The sequence below is a fragment of the Microvirga solisilvae genome, assembly GCF_022808595.1.
Lineage (GTDB): Bacteria > Pseudomonadota > Alphaproteobacteria > Rhizobiales > Beijerinckiaceae > Microvirga > Microvirga solisilvae.
This window is the reverse complement of sequence record NZ_JAKUCN010000004.1, coordinates 293,213-306,224: the sequence shown is the minus strand read 5'-3', so window position 1 is coordinate 306,224 and position 13,012 is coordinate 293,213. Positions and strand designations below refer to the sequence as shown.

Annotated in this window: 15 protein-coding genes; 5 read left to right on the top strand and 10 right to left on the bottom strand. The window is 61.9% G+C overall.

The annotated features are described in order from the left end of the window. Nucleotide 1: 1 nt before the first annotated feature. Entirely contained in the window at nt 2-1,549 is a 1,548-nt protein-coding gene (locus tag MJ639_RS11175; protein WP_243371876.1) for a 2-isopropylmalate synthase, read from the bottom strand. A 440-nt stretch (nt 1,550-1,989) separates the two neighbouring features. Between MJ639_RS11175 and MJ639_RS11170 the strand changes: the two genes are divergently transcribed. After that, nucleotides 1,990-2,322 (top strand): hypothetical protein, encoded by a 333-nt coding sequence (locus tag MJ639_RS11170; protein ID WP_243371875.1) that lies wholly within the window; start codon nt 1,990-1,992, stop codon nt 2,320-2,322. Here MJ639_RS11170 and MJ639_RS11165 read toward each other — a convergent pair. From MJ639_RS11165 to pdxY, 3 genes are read right to left on the bottom strand one after another with little or no spacing between them, the layout of a single operon-like run. Beyond that, nucleotides 2,313-3,026: an NUDIX hydrolase gene (locus tag MJ639_RS11165; protein ID WP_243371873.1), complete on the bottom strand. Its 714-nt coding sequence runs from the start codon at nt 3,024-3,026 to the stop codon at nt 2,313-2,315. The two genes, MJ639_RS11170 and MJ639_RS11165, sit on opposite strands and share 10 nt — an antisense overlap. After that, complete coding sequence (locus MJ639_RS11160) at nt 3,023-3,928, bottom strand: PhzF family phenazine biosynthesis protein (RefSeq protein ID WP_243371871.1); 906 nt, start codon at nt 3,926-3,928, stop codon at nt 3,023-3,025. The genes MJ639_RS11165 and MJ639_RS11160 overlap by 4 nt, the downstream gene beginning before the upstream one ends. A 5-nt stretch (nt 3,929-3,933) precedes the next feature. Then, complete coding sequence (pdxY, locus tag MJ639_RS11155) at nt 3,934-4,782, bottom strand: pyridoxal kinase PdxY (protein ID WP_243371869.1); 849 nt, start codon at nt 4,780-4,782, stop codon at nt 3,934-3,936. A gap of 143 nt (nt 4,783-4,925) precedes the next feature. Between pdxY and MJ639_RS11150 the strand changes: the two genes are divergently transcribed. The 3 genes from MJ639_RS11150 (at nt 4,926) to MJ639_RS11140 (ending at nt 6,117) form a co-directional block, all read left to right on the top strand. Continuing rightward, nucleotides 4,926-5,447 (top strand): DedA family protein, encoded by a 522-nt coding sequence (locus MJ639_RS11150; RefSeq protein ID WP_243371866.1) that lies wholly within the window; start codon nt 4,926-4,928, stop codon nt 5,445-5,447. 54 nt (nt 5,448-5,501) lie between these two features. Next, a complete protein-coding gene (locus tag MJ639_RS11145; RefSeq protein ID WP_204238377.1) occupies nt 5,502-5,657 on the top strand; it encodes a hypothetical protein in 156 nt (51 codons plus the stop codon). Nucleotides 5,658-5,763: 106 nt separating this feature from the next. Then, nucleotides 5,764-6,117 (top strand): hypothetical protein, encoded by a 354-nt coding sequence (locus MJ639_RS11140; RefSeq protein ID WP_243371864.1) that lies wholly within the window; start codon nt 5,764-5,766, stop codon nt 6,115-6,117. A gap of 69 nt (nt 6,118-6,186) precedes the next feature. Here MJ639_RS11140 and ilvC read toward each other — a convergent pair whose 3' ends face one another. Further along, entirely contained in the window at nt 6,187-7,206 is a 1,020-nt protein-coding gene (ilvC, locus tag MJ639_RS11135) for a ketol-acid reductoisomerase (protein ID WP_243371862.1), read from the bottom strand. A gap of 201 nt (nt 7,207-7,407) precedes the next feature. Next, nucleotides 7,408-8,661 (bottom strand): FAD-dependent oxidoreductase, encoded by a 1,254-nt coding sequence (locus MJ639_RS11130; RefSeq protein ID WP_243371860.1) that lies wholly within the window; start codon nt 8,659-8,661, stop codon nt 7,408-7,410. Nucleotides 8,662-8,744: 83 nt separating this feature from the next. On the opposite strand from MJ639_RS11130, the gene MJ639_RS11125 reads away from it, so the two are divergent. After that, complete coding sequence (locus MJ639_RS11125; protein WP_243371858.1) at nt 8,745-9,290, top strand: DUF924 family protein; 546 nt, start codon at nt 8,745-8,747, stop codon at nt 9,288-9,290. Between the two features lie 6 nt (nt 9,291-9,296). Here the strand turns inward: MJ639_RS11125 and ilvN are convergent, their stop codons facing one another. From ilvN to MJ639_RS11105, 4 genes are read right to left on the bottom strand one after another with little or no spacing between them, the layout of a single operon-like run. Then, complete coding sequence (gene ilvN / locus MJ639_RS11120; RefSeq protein ID WP_243371849.1) at nt 9,297-9,842, bottom strand: acetolactate synthase small subunit; 546 nt, start codon at nt 9,840-9,842, stop codon at nt 9,297-9,299. 28 nt (nt 9,843-9,870) lie between these two features. Beyond that, nucleotides 9,871-10,551 (bottom strand): glutathione S-transferase family protein, encoded by a 681-nt coding sequence (locus MJ639_RS11115; protein ID WP_243371832.1) that lies wholly within the window; start codon nt 10,549-10,551, stop codon nt 9,871-9,873. 2 nt (nt 10,552-10,553) lie between these two features. After that, nucleotides 10,554-10,952, bottom strand: coding sequence for an endonuclease domain-containing protein (locus tag MJ639_RS11110; protein ID WP_243371830.1), 399 nt, complete (start codon nt 10,950-10,952; stop codon nt 10,554-10,556). Nucleotides 10,953-11,008: 56 nt separating this feature from the next. Further along, a complete protein-coding gene (locus tag MJ639_RS11105; RefSeq protein ID WP_243371821.1) occupies nt 11,009-12,781 on the bottom strand; it encodes an acetolactate synthase 3 large subunit in 1,773 nt (590 codons plus the stop codon). Nucleotides 12,782-13,012 lie beyond the last annotated feature (231 nt).

Here is a 13,012-nt window from a genome sequence, read left to right as displayed (position 1 = left end):
TTTACTCAGCCGCGTGCTGTGCGTGCAAACGCGCGCCTCGACTCATGAGCTTGTTGAGCGCGCCGAGGTAGGCTTGCGCAGAGGCAACGAGCGTATCGGGATCGGCGGCGCGGGAGGTCACGCTGCGGCCGTCGGCGGAGAGACGCACCGACACTTCGGCCTGCGCGTCCGTACCTTCTGTGACTGCATGCACTTGGTAAAGCTCCAGCACGGCCTCGTGCGGCACCAGCGCCTTGATGGCGTTGAAGGTGGCGTCCACCGGGCCGTTGCCCTCCTGCTCCTCGATCACCGTGTCGCCGTCCACCTGCAGGCGCATGGTGGCGCGCTGCGGGCCGCGTGTACCGGCGACGATGGAGAGCGAGACGAGCTTGATGCGATCATGAGCGGTGGCGATGTTCTGATCGACCAGCGCCTCGATGTCCTCGTCATAAACGTGCTTCTTGCGGTCGGCGAGATCCTTGAAGCGTTCGAACGCATCCTGGAACTGGTTGTCGGAGAGGCTGTAGCCCAGCTCTTCCAGCTTGTTGCGGAAAGCGGCTCTACCCGAATGCTTGCCCATGACCAGCGAGGTCTTCGACACGCCGACGCTTTCTGGCGTCATGATCTCGTAGGTCTGCGCGTTCTTCAGCATGCCATCCTGGTGGATGCCGCTTTCATGCGCGAAGGCGTTCCGGCCCACGATGGCCTTGTTGTATTGCACCGGGAACGAGGTGGCGGCGGAAGCGAGCTTCGACGCGCGTGTCAGCATGGTTGCTTCGATGCCGGTCTCGTAGGGCAGCACGTCGCCGCGCGTCTTGATCGCCATCACGATCTCTTCCAACGCCGCGTTGCCTGCGCGCTCACCGATGCCGTTGAGTGTGCATTCGATTTGACGCGCGCCGCCTTCCAAGGCTGCGAGCGAGTTCGCGACGGCGAGACCCAGATCGTTGTGGCAATGGGCGGAGAAGATCGCCTTGTCCGCATTAGGCACGCGCTCGCGCACGGCGCGGAACATGGCGCGGTATTCATCGGGCGTCGCATAGCCCACCGTGTCCGGCAGGTTGATGGTAGTGGCGCCTGCCTTGATGGCGGCTTCCACGCAGCGGCACAGATAATCGATGGGCGTGCGCGTGGCATCCATGGCCGACCACTCGATGTCCTCGATCAGGTTGCGCGCCTGCGTCACCGTGGTGGTGATGATCTCCAGCACCTCCTCTTCCGACTTGCGCATCTGGTGCTGCAGGTGGATCGGCGAGGTGGAGACGAAGGTGTGGATGCGAGGCTTCTTGGCATGGCGCACGGCCTCACCGGCGCGGGCGATGTCCGCCGAGATGGCGCGGGCGAGGCCTGCGACGGTCGCGTTCTTCACCTGCTGCGCAATCAGCGACACCGCTTCGAAGTCACCATTGGAGGCGATGGGGAAGCCCGCCTCGATGATGTCGACGCCCATGGCATCGAGCAGGCCTGCGACCTCGAGCTTTTCCTCCAGCGTCATGGTCGCGCCGGGGCATTGCTCGCCATCGCGCAGGGTGGTGTCGAAGATCAATACGCGGTCTTTGGAAGCGGTCATCGTGTCGGTCCTTCTCGGGAGCGGCGCCAATCTCGATTATAGGGCATGCGCTCGGGGTTGTTGTTTGGTTTTTCGCTCAAAACCCCTGAGAGCCCAGGCGGCAGCGCCCAGCCGACCCTCAGGGGCAGCTAAGGAGAAGGAGGCCAAGGAGAAGCGCGCGGCCGGCCGCAGAAGCGGTGCCGTTCATTCCAGCGCTGTGGGAGCCGATTGCCATCGCTGCCCATTCCTCCAAAAGCCGCGGCGCAAGCCCGCGAACAACGGGCATGGTTGTAACGGGCGGTCCGTGGAATGGCAAGCGCTTGAAACAAACGAAAAGCGGGAACCTCGACGATTGTATAGGAAATACCCTGAAGGCCCCTGCCCTGGACGGCCGCTGAAATGCTCTAGATCAAGGCAAGCTCGGCTTTTACTCCGACCATCCAACCCAGCATGAGGTGCCCATGATGAAGAACGCGATCCGCAGCCTGTGCCTGACCGGTCTGGCAGCCCTGCCGCTTGCCGCCTGCAACCAGACAGCCTCCGGCCCCACCCCGGCCAATACGAGCGTCACACCCTCGAGCTTCCGCATGCCGGAAGGCTCCGGCTGCGGGGCTGAGATCGCCCGCTATCGGGCCGTGATGAGCAACGACCTCGCCATGGGCCATGTGGGCCAGTCGGTCTACAACCGGGTCGACAAGGAAATCGGCCAAGCGGAAGCGGCTTGCGCTGCCGGACGCGATGCGGAGGCCCAGCGCATGATCAGGGCGACGAAGGCCCGTCACGGTTATGTGTGAGTGAAGACCCACTCGAAGAAGGTTTGAAGGAATAAGGGCATCGTCTTCGGATCGATGTCCTCCAAGCCGCGGACGATCTTAACGTCCTGCAATTCCGGCTCCGGGTCCTTGGCGATGTTGGCGCGAATGATCTTCGCGCCCTCCTCCGCCGTCACGGGCATGGTCACCATGCGCATGAGCGCGATGGTCGGCCAACGCTGGACGATGATCCATTCATCGTCGACGTGAAAATCGCCTTCCCGCAGCCCTGTTTCCTCTTCCAACTCGCGAATGAGGCTCGTTGCGAGATCGACGGTGCCATCGGGTCTGAGGTCCGACAGATCGGGCGTGCCTGCGGCGAAATAGATGCGGCCCGCATTCGTCGTATGCGCGCCCATGATTCCGCAGATGAAGGCGCCGTCCGATCCGCGCAGCGCGCCCATGGCGAAGCCGTTGGCGATGGTGTCGTCCGGATATTGATTGTCGATCCACGCGACGAAATCCGCGTAATCGGTTTCGAAATAGGTGTTGCGCAGCAGATCCTGCTCGAATTCCACATTGTTGAGCAGCAGCACGCGCCCATTGAACATCTTCGGCTTGTCCGCGGTGCGGCGTTTCCAGTTCGCCGCGATGAGCTCGCGGTTCTGCTCGGCCCATTCCCATGTCATGGGCACGCAGCGCGCCTCGACCCGCGAGACGCGATGGATCATGAGATCGCGCTTCACGCGACGATCTCGCCGCGCATGACCATGACGGCGCCGCCGCCAATCTCGGCGGAAACGAGCGCACCGTTCTTGATCGTCATTTGCAAGCGGATCTCGCTCGGGCGTCCCATCTCGACGCCCTGCTCGATGACGATGTTGTGCTCGCCATCGCCCAGAGGCTCGCATTGCATGAGCGCGCCGGTGAAAGCCGCTGCCGCCGAGCCGGTCGCCGGATCCTCGAGGACGCCCATGCCGGGACCGAACATGCGAGCGCGGAAGCGCAAGCCCTCCGCATTCGGCACGCGCGTATACACGTAAGCCGCCGGATGATCGCTGTCGGAGAAGGCCTTGTCGAAGGCCTCACCCTTCGGATAGGCGCGCGCCAGGGCATCGAGCGATGCGACCGGCACGAGATCGTAAGCGACACCCGCGGAATGCCTGCTCGGCACATGACGCGCGAAACCGATTTCCTTCGGATCGAGACCAAGCGCCCAGGCGCAATCGGTGCTCTCCTTGCCCTCGCCCCAGGAGAACGGAAGACGCGGCAAGCGGAAGCGCGCCACGCCGCTCAATGCATCCCTCACCTCAGCCACGCAGGGCACAATGCCGACTTTTTCCTTCAAGCCGAAAGCCACGGCGCCCGGCTCGCCGTTCCGGTCGAGCAACGCGAGTAGCACTGCTGTTCCCACCGTGGGATGACCAGCGAACGGAAGCTCCCGTGCAACCGTGAAGATGCGGATGTCGGCGCGCTGGTGCGGATCCTCCGGCGGGAACACGAAGACCGTCTCGGAGAGGTTGAACTCCTTCGCGATAATCTGCATGCGGGCATCGTCGAGGCCTTCCGCATCGAGCACGACGGCCAAAGGATTTCCGGCGAAACGCTCCGATGTGAACACATCGAGTGTGATGAAGCGACGATTCATGCGGATCAAACCTCTTCCGGCGTGAAACGGTGAGTGGGCGAAACGAACTCGTCCTGCGCTGCGATGGTGAGGATCTCGCGCGACCCTGCTTCCTCCGTGCGCTTCAACAAGCCGTAGACAGAGGCGGATGCTTCGGCAAGAGCCGTCGCGGCGGAGCGGGAACGGGCGTAGTGCACGAAGAAGAGAGCGGCGATGGCATCACCCGCCCCATTCACGCTCAAGGAGAGCTTCGGCGTGCGCACGCGCCAGAAGCGCCCGCCTTCGCCTGCGATGAGATCGATGGCATCTGAGGGCGTCTCCTTTGCCTCGACCGATGTCACGAGCACGGCCTTGGGGCCGAGCTTCTGCACGGCGGAGACCGCCTGCTTCACGTCGCTCAAGGTCTGCGTCGTTTGTCCTGAGAGATAATCCAGCTCGAACTGGTTCGGCGTGATGATGTCGGCGGCGGGCACAGCCTGATCGCGCATGAATTCCGGAATGCCTGGGCGCACGAAGACACCGCGTCCCACATCGCCGATCACCGGATCGCAGCAATAAAGCGCCTCGGGGTTGAGGGCTCGCACCCGCGCCACGGCGGAGAGGATTGCGTTGCCGATATCGGCGGAGCCCATATAGCCGGAGAGCACGCCGTCGCACCGCTCAAGCACGCCACGCTCGGCGATGCCCTCGACAAGCTCCTCGATGGCAGGACCGTCGAAGACGCGGCCTTTCCAGGAACCGTAGCCCGTATGGTTGGAGAACTGCACCGTATGGATGGGCCAGACCTCGACGCCGAGGCGCTGCATCGGAAAGACAGCGGATGCATTGCCCACATGACCATAGGCGACATGCGACTGGATCGAGAGAACATTCATGGCGTAAGGCCCCCTTCTCCCCCTTGGGTTAGCGCATCGGCGATCCTGCTTCAAATGACGTGATGTGATCTTTTTCATCACGGAAGGCGAGATGTGGCCCCATGCCCCGCCATGGTTTACAAGGGCACGCGAAAGGACGCCCCGTGAACCTCGACACTGTCACCACCGCCATCCTGGATTTCATCCGCGCCCATCAGGCCTATGCGCCCTTGATCGTGGCCATCATGACCTTTGCGGAATCCTTTGCTTTCATTTCCCTCGTTCTGCCGATGATTGGCATTCTCGTGGCTGTGGGCTTCGCGCTGGCGGCGGCGGAGGTTCCGTTCTGGCAGGTCTGGCTGGGCGCGGCGACAGGCGCTTTCCTGAGCGCCTGGCTCTCATACGAGATCGGCTTCAAGGTGAAGAAGAAGGCTTATGCCGTCTGGCCTCTCTCGCGGAACCCGGGCCTCATTGAGAGAGGCGAGAGGTTCTTCGAGCGTTTCGGCCCCTGGGCAGTTTTCCTCGGCCGCTTCTTCGGCCCGACGCGGGCCGTCGTCCCCCTTGTTGCCGGCATCTTCCTGATGCCGCGCGTGCTCTTTCAATCCGCCAACATGGCCTCGGCCTCTGTCTGGGCTTTCGCCCTCCTTGCACCCGGCTCGGGCCTCGCGCGCTATCTGGCCTGGTGAGGGGAACCGGGCTTGCCGAGGCTCATTGACCTCCCATTGCAACGGAGGTTTCCCATGGGCAAAGGCAAGATGAACGGCGACAACTCGGGCGAGAGCAAGAAGCATCCGGGCGATCACATCCGCGGCTCCGGCGGCACGATGAAGAATCGCAAGGACCCCGGCAAGCAGGACAACAACAAGGCCGCCAACACCAAGAGCAACCAGCAGTAAGAACGGCCTATTTTCAGTTTTCCTGATTAAATCCCCTTCATTCCCGGAGGTGGCAAATGCCTTCCGTAATGTTATTGCCAAGATATAACATTACGGAAGCATTGCCATGGGACAGGTCCCTCAACACACGTACGCCTGGTACGACGAAGACGATTCCCTGGAAGAGCAGATCCCGACCGAACTCACCATGGCTGGCCTGCCGGAAACCTGGCGCCACTACGAGTGGAAGATCGCAGCCATCCTGTTCGCCGCTCTCTGGTTTGTCGACACTTGGACCGTCGGCAAGACGCTGGGTGGTGTGATGAGTATGAACCACATCGCTCAGGGCACCTGGCTTCTGCTTGTGGTGCTGACAGCCTGCGCCGGCCTCTTCCATTTCTGGATCCGCCGCCGCCCGAGCGTGGGCTTTCATCTCTGCGCGCTTATCGCGGTGGCCTCCCTGGTCGGGCACTCGCTCTGATCCGCTAAAGACAGACAAAAAAGAAGGGGCGGAAATTTCCGCCCCTTTTTCGTTCGCGATTGTGCGAGATCAGTTCTTGGTCTTGTCGACCAGAGCCTTTTCCTTGATCCACGGCATCATGGCGCGCAGGCGCGAGCCCACGTCCTCGATCGGGTGAGCGGCGTTGCGGGCGCGCACGGCCTTGAACGAGGTCTGGTTGACCTTGTTCTCGAGCATCCAGTCGCGGGTGAACTTGCCGGTCTGGATGTCTTCCAGAACGCGCTTCATCTCGGCCTTGGTCTCAGGCGTGATGATGCGCGGGCCGGTGACGTACTCGCCGTACTCAGCGGTGTTCGAGATCGAGTAGTTCATGTTGGCGATGCCGCCCTCGTAGATGAGGTCAACGATCAGCTTCACTTCGTGCAAGCACTCGAAATAGGCCATCTCGGGGGCGTAGCCCGCCTCGACCAGGGTCTCGAAGCCGGCCTTGATCAGCTCGACGAGACCGCCGCAGAGCACCACCTGCTCGCCGAAGAGATCGGTCTCGCACTCTTCCTTGAACGAGGTCTCGATGATGCCGGCGCGGCCGCCGCCATTGGCGGAAGCGTAGGACAGCGCGATGTCATGGGCGTTGCCCGTGGCGTCCTGGTGGATCGCGATGAGCGTCGGCACGCCGCCGCCGCGCTGATACTCGGAGCGCACCGTGTGGCCGGGGCCCTTGGGAGCGACCATGAGCACGTCGAGATCCTTGCGGGGCTCGATGAGGTTGAAATGCACGTTGAGGCCGTGGGCAAACAGAAGAGCAGCACCCTGCTTCATGTTGGCCTGCAGGTCGTTGCGATAGATGTCGGCCTGCAGCTCGTCCGGGGTGAGCATCATCACCACGTCGGCCCACTTGGCGGCTTCGGCCACTTCCATGACCTTGATGCCGGCGCCTTCCGCCTTGGCGGCGGAGGGAGAGCCCTTGCGCAAAGCCACGACGATGTCCTTCACGCCGGAATCGCGCAGGTTCAGCGTATGAGCATGGCCCTGGCTGCCATAGCCGACGATGGCGACCTTTTTGCCCTTGATCAGATTGATATCGGCGTCGCGATCGTAATACACGCGCATGGTGCTCTAGTCCTTGTGTTCAGGGGGCTTTCGGCCCGGTCTTCGTTGTGTTGCACACGCCCTTTTCGAGGATTTGCGCAACAATTATTTGTCTGGCGCCGCTTTTAGCGAACAAAACTGCGCTGACAAGCTGTTTTTGCATCAAATGCTGCGCACTTGGTGCAGAAGGCCGTTGCCGGAGCAACGAACCTTGTCTTCACCTCACATGCTGACCGCCTCCTTTATCGGTGATGGCAGACGCAGGTGAGTTCTCGGGTCGAGCGCGATTCCGGCGACGGAAGCGGCGACGAATTTACGAATTCCGGGCAGACGGGTCGCGGGAGCGATCACCCAGTCCCGCAGGACCGGCAGAAAGCGGCTATCGGATTGATAGGCCGGCGTAAACCCGAAGCTAAGGGCTTGGTAAAACCGCACATGGGGCCGCCGCGCCCTTGCATAGGCCTTGAGGGCGGTTTCCAGATCCGGGGCCTCCTCCAAAGCCAGAGCGAGCGCCCGCGCATCGAGCAGGGCCATGTTCGCCCCCTGCCCCAGCTGCGGGCTCGCCGCATGGGCTGCATCGCCGATGGCGACAGCGCCGGGGGCAATGGGGCTCGCTAAGGTGCTGTGGCAATAGCGAGCAAGCGTCAGTTCATCAGGATGCCGGATCGTGTTCAGAAGCGGCTCCGTTTGGGGCCACAGGCGCAGGACATTGCTCTTCCAAGCATCGAGGCCATCATCGAGCCATTGCTGATATGAGGGCGGCTTAATGCTCCAGAACAACGCCGCAAGGTCTGGCCCATGAGGCTGCGCGCGTCCGATGGGCAGCACGCCGATCATGGCGCTCGAGCGTTCGTAGCGCTGTTCGAGCGAATGCAGATCGAAGCCTTGCGCAGGCCAGGGCAGCGTCGCCCACAGGGCGCCATAGGTGAGATCGGCGCGCGGTTTATGCGAAGGATCGAAGATCGACGTCAGCGTGCTGCGGACACCGAGCGCATCGATGACGAGATCGAACGGGCCGGAGGAGCGTCCTTCTTCGTGCACCAGACGCAGGCAGGAATCCGAGACGCGCTCAGCGCCGGAAATCTTGCGGCCCGTCTCAACGGCAATGCCTGCACGCCGCACGGCATCGTAAAGAACCGAGAATAGAGCCGAGCGATGAACGGCAAGACCAAACATCTCGGGCCCAAGCGTCGCATAGCGAACATCGAGAACGATGCGCTGCGTCTTGGACACGCGCCCATACAATCTGTCGATGCGTTGGCCGAGCGCGAGGATCTGCGCATCAAGGCCGAGTTCTGCGAGAACGGCAAGGCCGGTCGGTTGCAGGATCAGGCCGGAACCGAGAGGCCGCGGCTCGTCGAACTGATCGAAAAGCGTAACGCGATGACCAGCGCGCGACAGGAAGAGCGCAGCGGCAAGGCCTGCCGGTCCGCATCCGGCAATAGCAATGTCAAGAGGCTTTCCTGTCTTGGACATCAGACGAGACACACTAAATAGAAGCCATCACCGCGGTCTTGCAGGAAGACCGCAGATTTGCCGTATCGAAAAGGGGCCATGTCATGTCGCAGATCGCCACAGCCGATGAAGTCCTTGCCTTCTGGAAAGAAGCCGGACCCGACAAGTGGTTCTCGAAGGACGATGCCTTCGACCAGGCCTGCCGTGACCGTTTCATGCCCACCTACGAGGCCGCCGCGCGGGGTGACCTCAACGAATGGGAGCTCACCCCGGAAGGCGCGCTCGCCGTGATCATTCTTCTCGATCAGTTCCCGCGAAACATGTTCCGGGGACAGCGCGAGACCTACAAGACCGATCCCGTCGCGTTGATGGTCGCGGATCGCGCCATCGAGCGGGGTTTCGATCACAAGGTGGAACCGGAGTTCCGCCGTTTCTTCTACCTGCCCTTCATGCATTCCGAGTCCTTGCGGCATCAGGAACGCTCGGTGGCCTTGAACGAAACCCTCGGCGAGGATTCCGCTAAGTGGGCGCGCCACCACCACGACATCGTCGCCCGTTTCGGCCGCTTCCCCCACCGCAACGCCATTCTCGAACGAGAGACGACGCCGGAGGAGGAAGCCTTTCTGAAAGAGAGCGAGTTCAGGGGTTAAGGGCTTTTACATGATCCCTTCGGCACCGCGCGACATAGCTGCAACGCCGGTGCGCGACACTTCCACGAGGCCGACAGCCGTCATCAGCTTGATGAAGCGCTCGACCTCGTCGGTCGTGCCGGTGAACTCGTAGACGAAAGAGGTGAGCGTCGCATCGAGCGTGCGTGCGCCGAAAGCGGATGCGAGGCGCATGGCTTCCACGCGGTGATCGCCCTTGCCCACAACCTTCACGAGGCAGAGCTCGCGCTCCACCGCTTCGCCGGTAAGCGTAAGATCGACCACGCGGTGCACCGGAACGAGGCGTTCCAGCTGGCTCTTGATCTGCTGGATGATGCTGTCCGTGCCGGTGGTGACGATGGTGATGCGCGAGATATGCGCCTCGTGCTCCGTCTCCGTGACGGTGAGGCTTTCGATGTTGTAGCCGCGGCCCGAGAACAGGCCGGCGATGCGGGCGAGAACGCCCGGCTCATTGTCAACCACCACCGCAAGGGTATGCCGGTTCACGGGCTCGACGCGGTGCGCATCGGGATAATGGGTTTTCATCTGGAGCATGGTTGTCGTCCGGCTTGATTGTCTGGTGTCAGGCTGTTTTGCGGAAAGTCTCGATCGGCTCTTCATCGACCTCGTCGGCATCGACGATCCAACTTTCCTTGAGCGCTTCAGCACGCCACTCCTGGAAGGCGGGAAGCGAAAGGATCGCATCGACATAGGCGCGCGCCTGTGCATCGAGAGCGATGGAATAGGTGTCGAGACGCGTGACGAGCGGCGCATACATGGCGTCCGCCGCCGAGAACGCGCCGAAGAGAAACGGTCCGCCCGCACCGAAGCGCTCGCGCGCTTGGCGAACGATTTCGGCAAAGCGCGCCACATCCTTTGCGACGGCCTCGCCGCGATCCTTCTGCGCAAACTTCTTCCCGAGATTCATCGGGCAGGTGCTGCGCAGACCCTGGAAGCCCGCATGCATCTCGGCGGCAATGGAGCGCGCCATGGCGCGAGCCTTGCGGTCCTCGGGCCAAGCAGGCACGCCGAAGACCTCGCCCACATATTCCATGATGGCGATGCTCTCCCAAACGGTCACATCGCCGTCGATGAGGATCGGCACCTTACCGGCGGGAGAATACTTGAGGTTCTTCTCCCTGGTGTCGGGAAGATCGAGCGGGATCGTGATCTCGTCGAAGGCAATGCCGAACTGCTTCATCAGCAGCCAGGGGCGCAGCGACCAGGACGAGTAACATTTGTTGGCGATGACAAGGGTTGGCATGATCAAGCGCTTTCCCCCTCTCCCGTGCGGGAGAGGGGCCAGGGGTGAGGGAAAGAGGATGCAGAAGGCACCACTGCCTTCGCAATTCTCGTCAGAACAGTGTCCAAATCGCTCATTACATCACCGTTTGTAACGCGAATGATCGCAAAGCCATGGCGCTCAATCTCTTCCGTTCTGCGGGCATCATAATCTGCATACCAATCATGCTGCTTTCCATCGACCTCGACGATCAGCTTCCGCTCCACGCAAAGAAAATCGACGGTGTAATTCAGAAATGGCACCTGCCGTTTGAACTTGAGGCCTTGGAAACGCCGTCCCCGGAGCGCCTGCCACAGCACGTCCTCCGCAGATGTGGGCGTCTTGCGAAGGCTGCGTGCGAATTGGCGCGGCTCTCTCACCATGAAGCGGCATTCCCTCACCCCTGCCCCTCTCCCACCCGGGAGAGGGGTTCTCCTCTTTAGACCAGCATCTTGCCTTTCTCGTCGATCACGGAGCCGATATCGGCGCCGGTCTCACCGAGATAGTCGTTGAGCAGCATCTCGTTATGCGCCTTGCCCGATGGGATCATCGGGAAGCAGTTTTCCATCTTGTCGACAATGCAGTCGAAGATCACCGGGCGGTTCACGTTGATCATTTCCAGGATCTTCGCATCGAGTTCCGCCGGGTTGTCGCAGCGGATGCCGACGCCGCCATAGGCTTCCGCGAGCTTCACGAAATCGGGCAGCGATTCCGAATAGCTCTGCGAGTAGCGGCCGCCGTGCAGCAGCTCCTGCCACTGGCGCACCATGCCCATGTACTCGTTGTTCAGGATGAACACCTTGATCGGCAGATTGTATTGCAGCGCGGTCGACATCTCCTGCAGCATCATCTGGATCGAGGCTTCGCCCGCAATGTCGATGACGAGCGCATCGGGATGCGCGAGCTGCGCGCCGACGGCGGCAGGTAGGCCGTAGCCCATGGTGCCGTGGCCGCCGGACGTCATCCAATGGTTCGGCTCGTCGAAGCGGAAATACTGCGCCGCCCACATCTGATGCTGTCCGACCTCGGTGGTCACGTAAGGCGAGCGATCCTTCGTGAGTTCATAGAGACGCTGGATCGCGTGTTGCGGCTTGATCGTTTCGGTGGAGTTGCGGAACGCGAGGCAGTTGCGCGCCCGCCAGCCTTCGATCTTGCTCCACCATTCCTGCAATTCCACCTTGTCGGCCTGCTTCGCGCCCTGGCGCCACAGGCGCACCATGTCTTCAAGCACATGCGCGCAATCACCGACAATCGGAATGTCCACCTTCACCGTCTTGTTGATGGAGGACGGATCGATGTCCACATGGATGCGCTTGGAGAACGGCGAGAAGGCATCGAGACGGCCGGTGATGCGGTCGTCGAAGCGCGCTCCGATATTGATCATCACGTCGCATTCATGCATCGCGAGATTGGCCTCGTAGGTGCCGTGCATGCCGAGCATGCCGAGCCAGTTCTTGCCCGAGGCCGGATAAGCGCCGAGACCCATCAGCGTCGAGGTGATCGGGAAGCCCGTGAGCTCCACCAGCTCGCGCAGCAGCGCGGAGGCATGCGGGCCGGAATTGATGACGCCGCCGCCCGTATAGAACACGGGGCGCTTGGCATTCGCCATCAGCTCGACAGCGGCGCGGATATGATCCATGTCGCCCTTCACCACCGGGCGATAGGTCTTGTGCTGATTGCTGAGCGGACGAGCGTAAGTGCCAGCCTTGAACTGGATGTCCTTCGGCAGGTCCACCACCACCGGACCGGGGCGGCCGTTCTGCGCCACGTAGAAGGCCTCATGCAGAACGCGCGGCAGGTCCTCGATGGATTTGACGAGATAATTGTGCTTCGTGCAGTGGCGCGTGATGCCCACCGTATCGCATTCCTGGAAGGCGTCGGAGCCGATGAGGTGCGTGGGCACCTGGCCGGTGATGCAGACCAGCGGGATCGAGTCCATCATGGCATCGGCCAAGCCCGTGATGGCATTGGTCGCGCCAGGGCCCGATGTCACCAGCACCACGCCCGGCTTGCCCGAGGCGCGGGCGTAACCTTCCGCAGCGTGAACCGCGCCCTGCTCGTGACGGACGAGAACGTGGCGCACCTTCTCCTGGTGGAAGAGCGCATCGTAAATGGGAAGCACCGCACCCCCAGGATATCCGAAGACATGCTCGACACCCTGGTCCTGCAGGGCTCGGATCACCATTTCGGCTCCGGTCATCGTCTCGCTCATGGTCTTAACTCCGTCGGGTCTGTAGTGCTTTGTCTGCGTTGTTCTGGTGTTTCGGGCAATAAAAAAGGCCCCTGAGGGGGCCTGTGCGCCATCGCCGGACCTGCGGGGATCAATCCCGCTCCGTCGATGGCGCTCGTACTACGAGAATAAGCTTGCGCATTTGGGCAGCTCTCGGTTCAAAAGTTGCGCAGACGCTATATGATCCGTTTCATTCGGTCAAGCGGGGTCCGG

What these genes read in the sequence shown, in the direction of transcription:
- MJ639_RS11175 (WP_243371876.1), bottom strand. Translation starts at nt 1,549, where the DNA reads ATGACCGCTTCCAAAGACCGCGTATTGATCTTCGACACCACCCTGCGC.
- MJ639_RS11170 (WP_243371875.1), top strand. Translation starts at nt 1,990, where the DNA reads ATGATGAAGAACGCGATCCGCAGCCTGTGCCTGACCGGTCTGGCAGCC.
- MJ639_RS11160 (WP_243371871.1), bottom strand. Translation starts at nt 3,928, where the DNA reads ATGAATCGTCGCTTCATCACACTCGATGTGTTCACATCGGAGCGTTTC.
- pdxY (WP_243371869.1), bottom strand. Translation starts at nt 4,782, where the DNA reads ATGAATGTTCTCTCGATCCAGTCGCATGTCGCCTATGGTCATGTGGGC.
- MJ639_RS11145 (WP_204238377.1), top strand. Translation starts at nt 5,502, where the DNA reads ATGGGCAAAGGCAAGATGAACGGCGACAACTCGGGCGAGAGCAAGAAG.
- MJ639_RS11140 (WP_243371864.1), top strand. Translation starts at nt 5,764, where the DNA reads ATGGGACAGGTCCCTCAACACACGTACGCCTGGTACGACGAAGACGAT.
- ilvC (WP_243371862.1), bottom strand. Translation starts at nt 7,206, where the DNA reads ATGCGCGTGTATTACGATCGCGACGCCGATATCAATCTGATCAAGGGC.
- MJ639_RS11130 (WP_243371860.1), bottom strand. Translation starts at nt 8,661, where the DNA reads ATGTCCAAGACAGGAAAGCCTCTTGACATTGCTATTGCCGGATGCGGA.
- MJ639_RS11125 (WP_243371858.1), top strand. Translation starts at nt 8,745, where the DNA reads ATGTCGCAGATCGCCACAGCCGATGAAGTCCTTGCCTTCTGGAAAGAA.
- ilvN (WP_243371849.1), bottom strand. Translation starts at nt 9,842, where the DNA reads ATGCTCCAGATGAAAACCCATTATCCCGATGCGCACCGCGTCGAGCCC.
- MJ639_RS11115 (WP_243371832.1), bottom strand. Translation starts at nt 10,551, where the DNA reads ATGCCAACCCTTGTCATCGCCAACAAATGTTACTCGTCCTGGTCGCTG.
- MJ639_RS11110 (WP_243371830.1), bottom strand. Translation starts at nt 10,952, where the DNA reads ATGGTGAGAGAGCCGCGCCAATTCGCACGCAGCCTTCGCAAGACGCCC.
- MJ639_RS11105 (WP_243371821.1), bottom strand. Translation starts at nt 12,781, where the DNA reads ATGAGCGAGACGATGACCGGAGCCGAAATGGTGATCCGAGCCCTGCAG.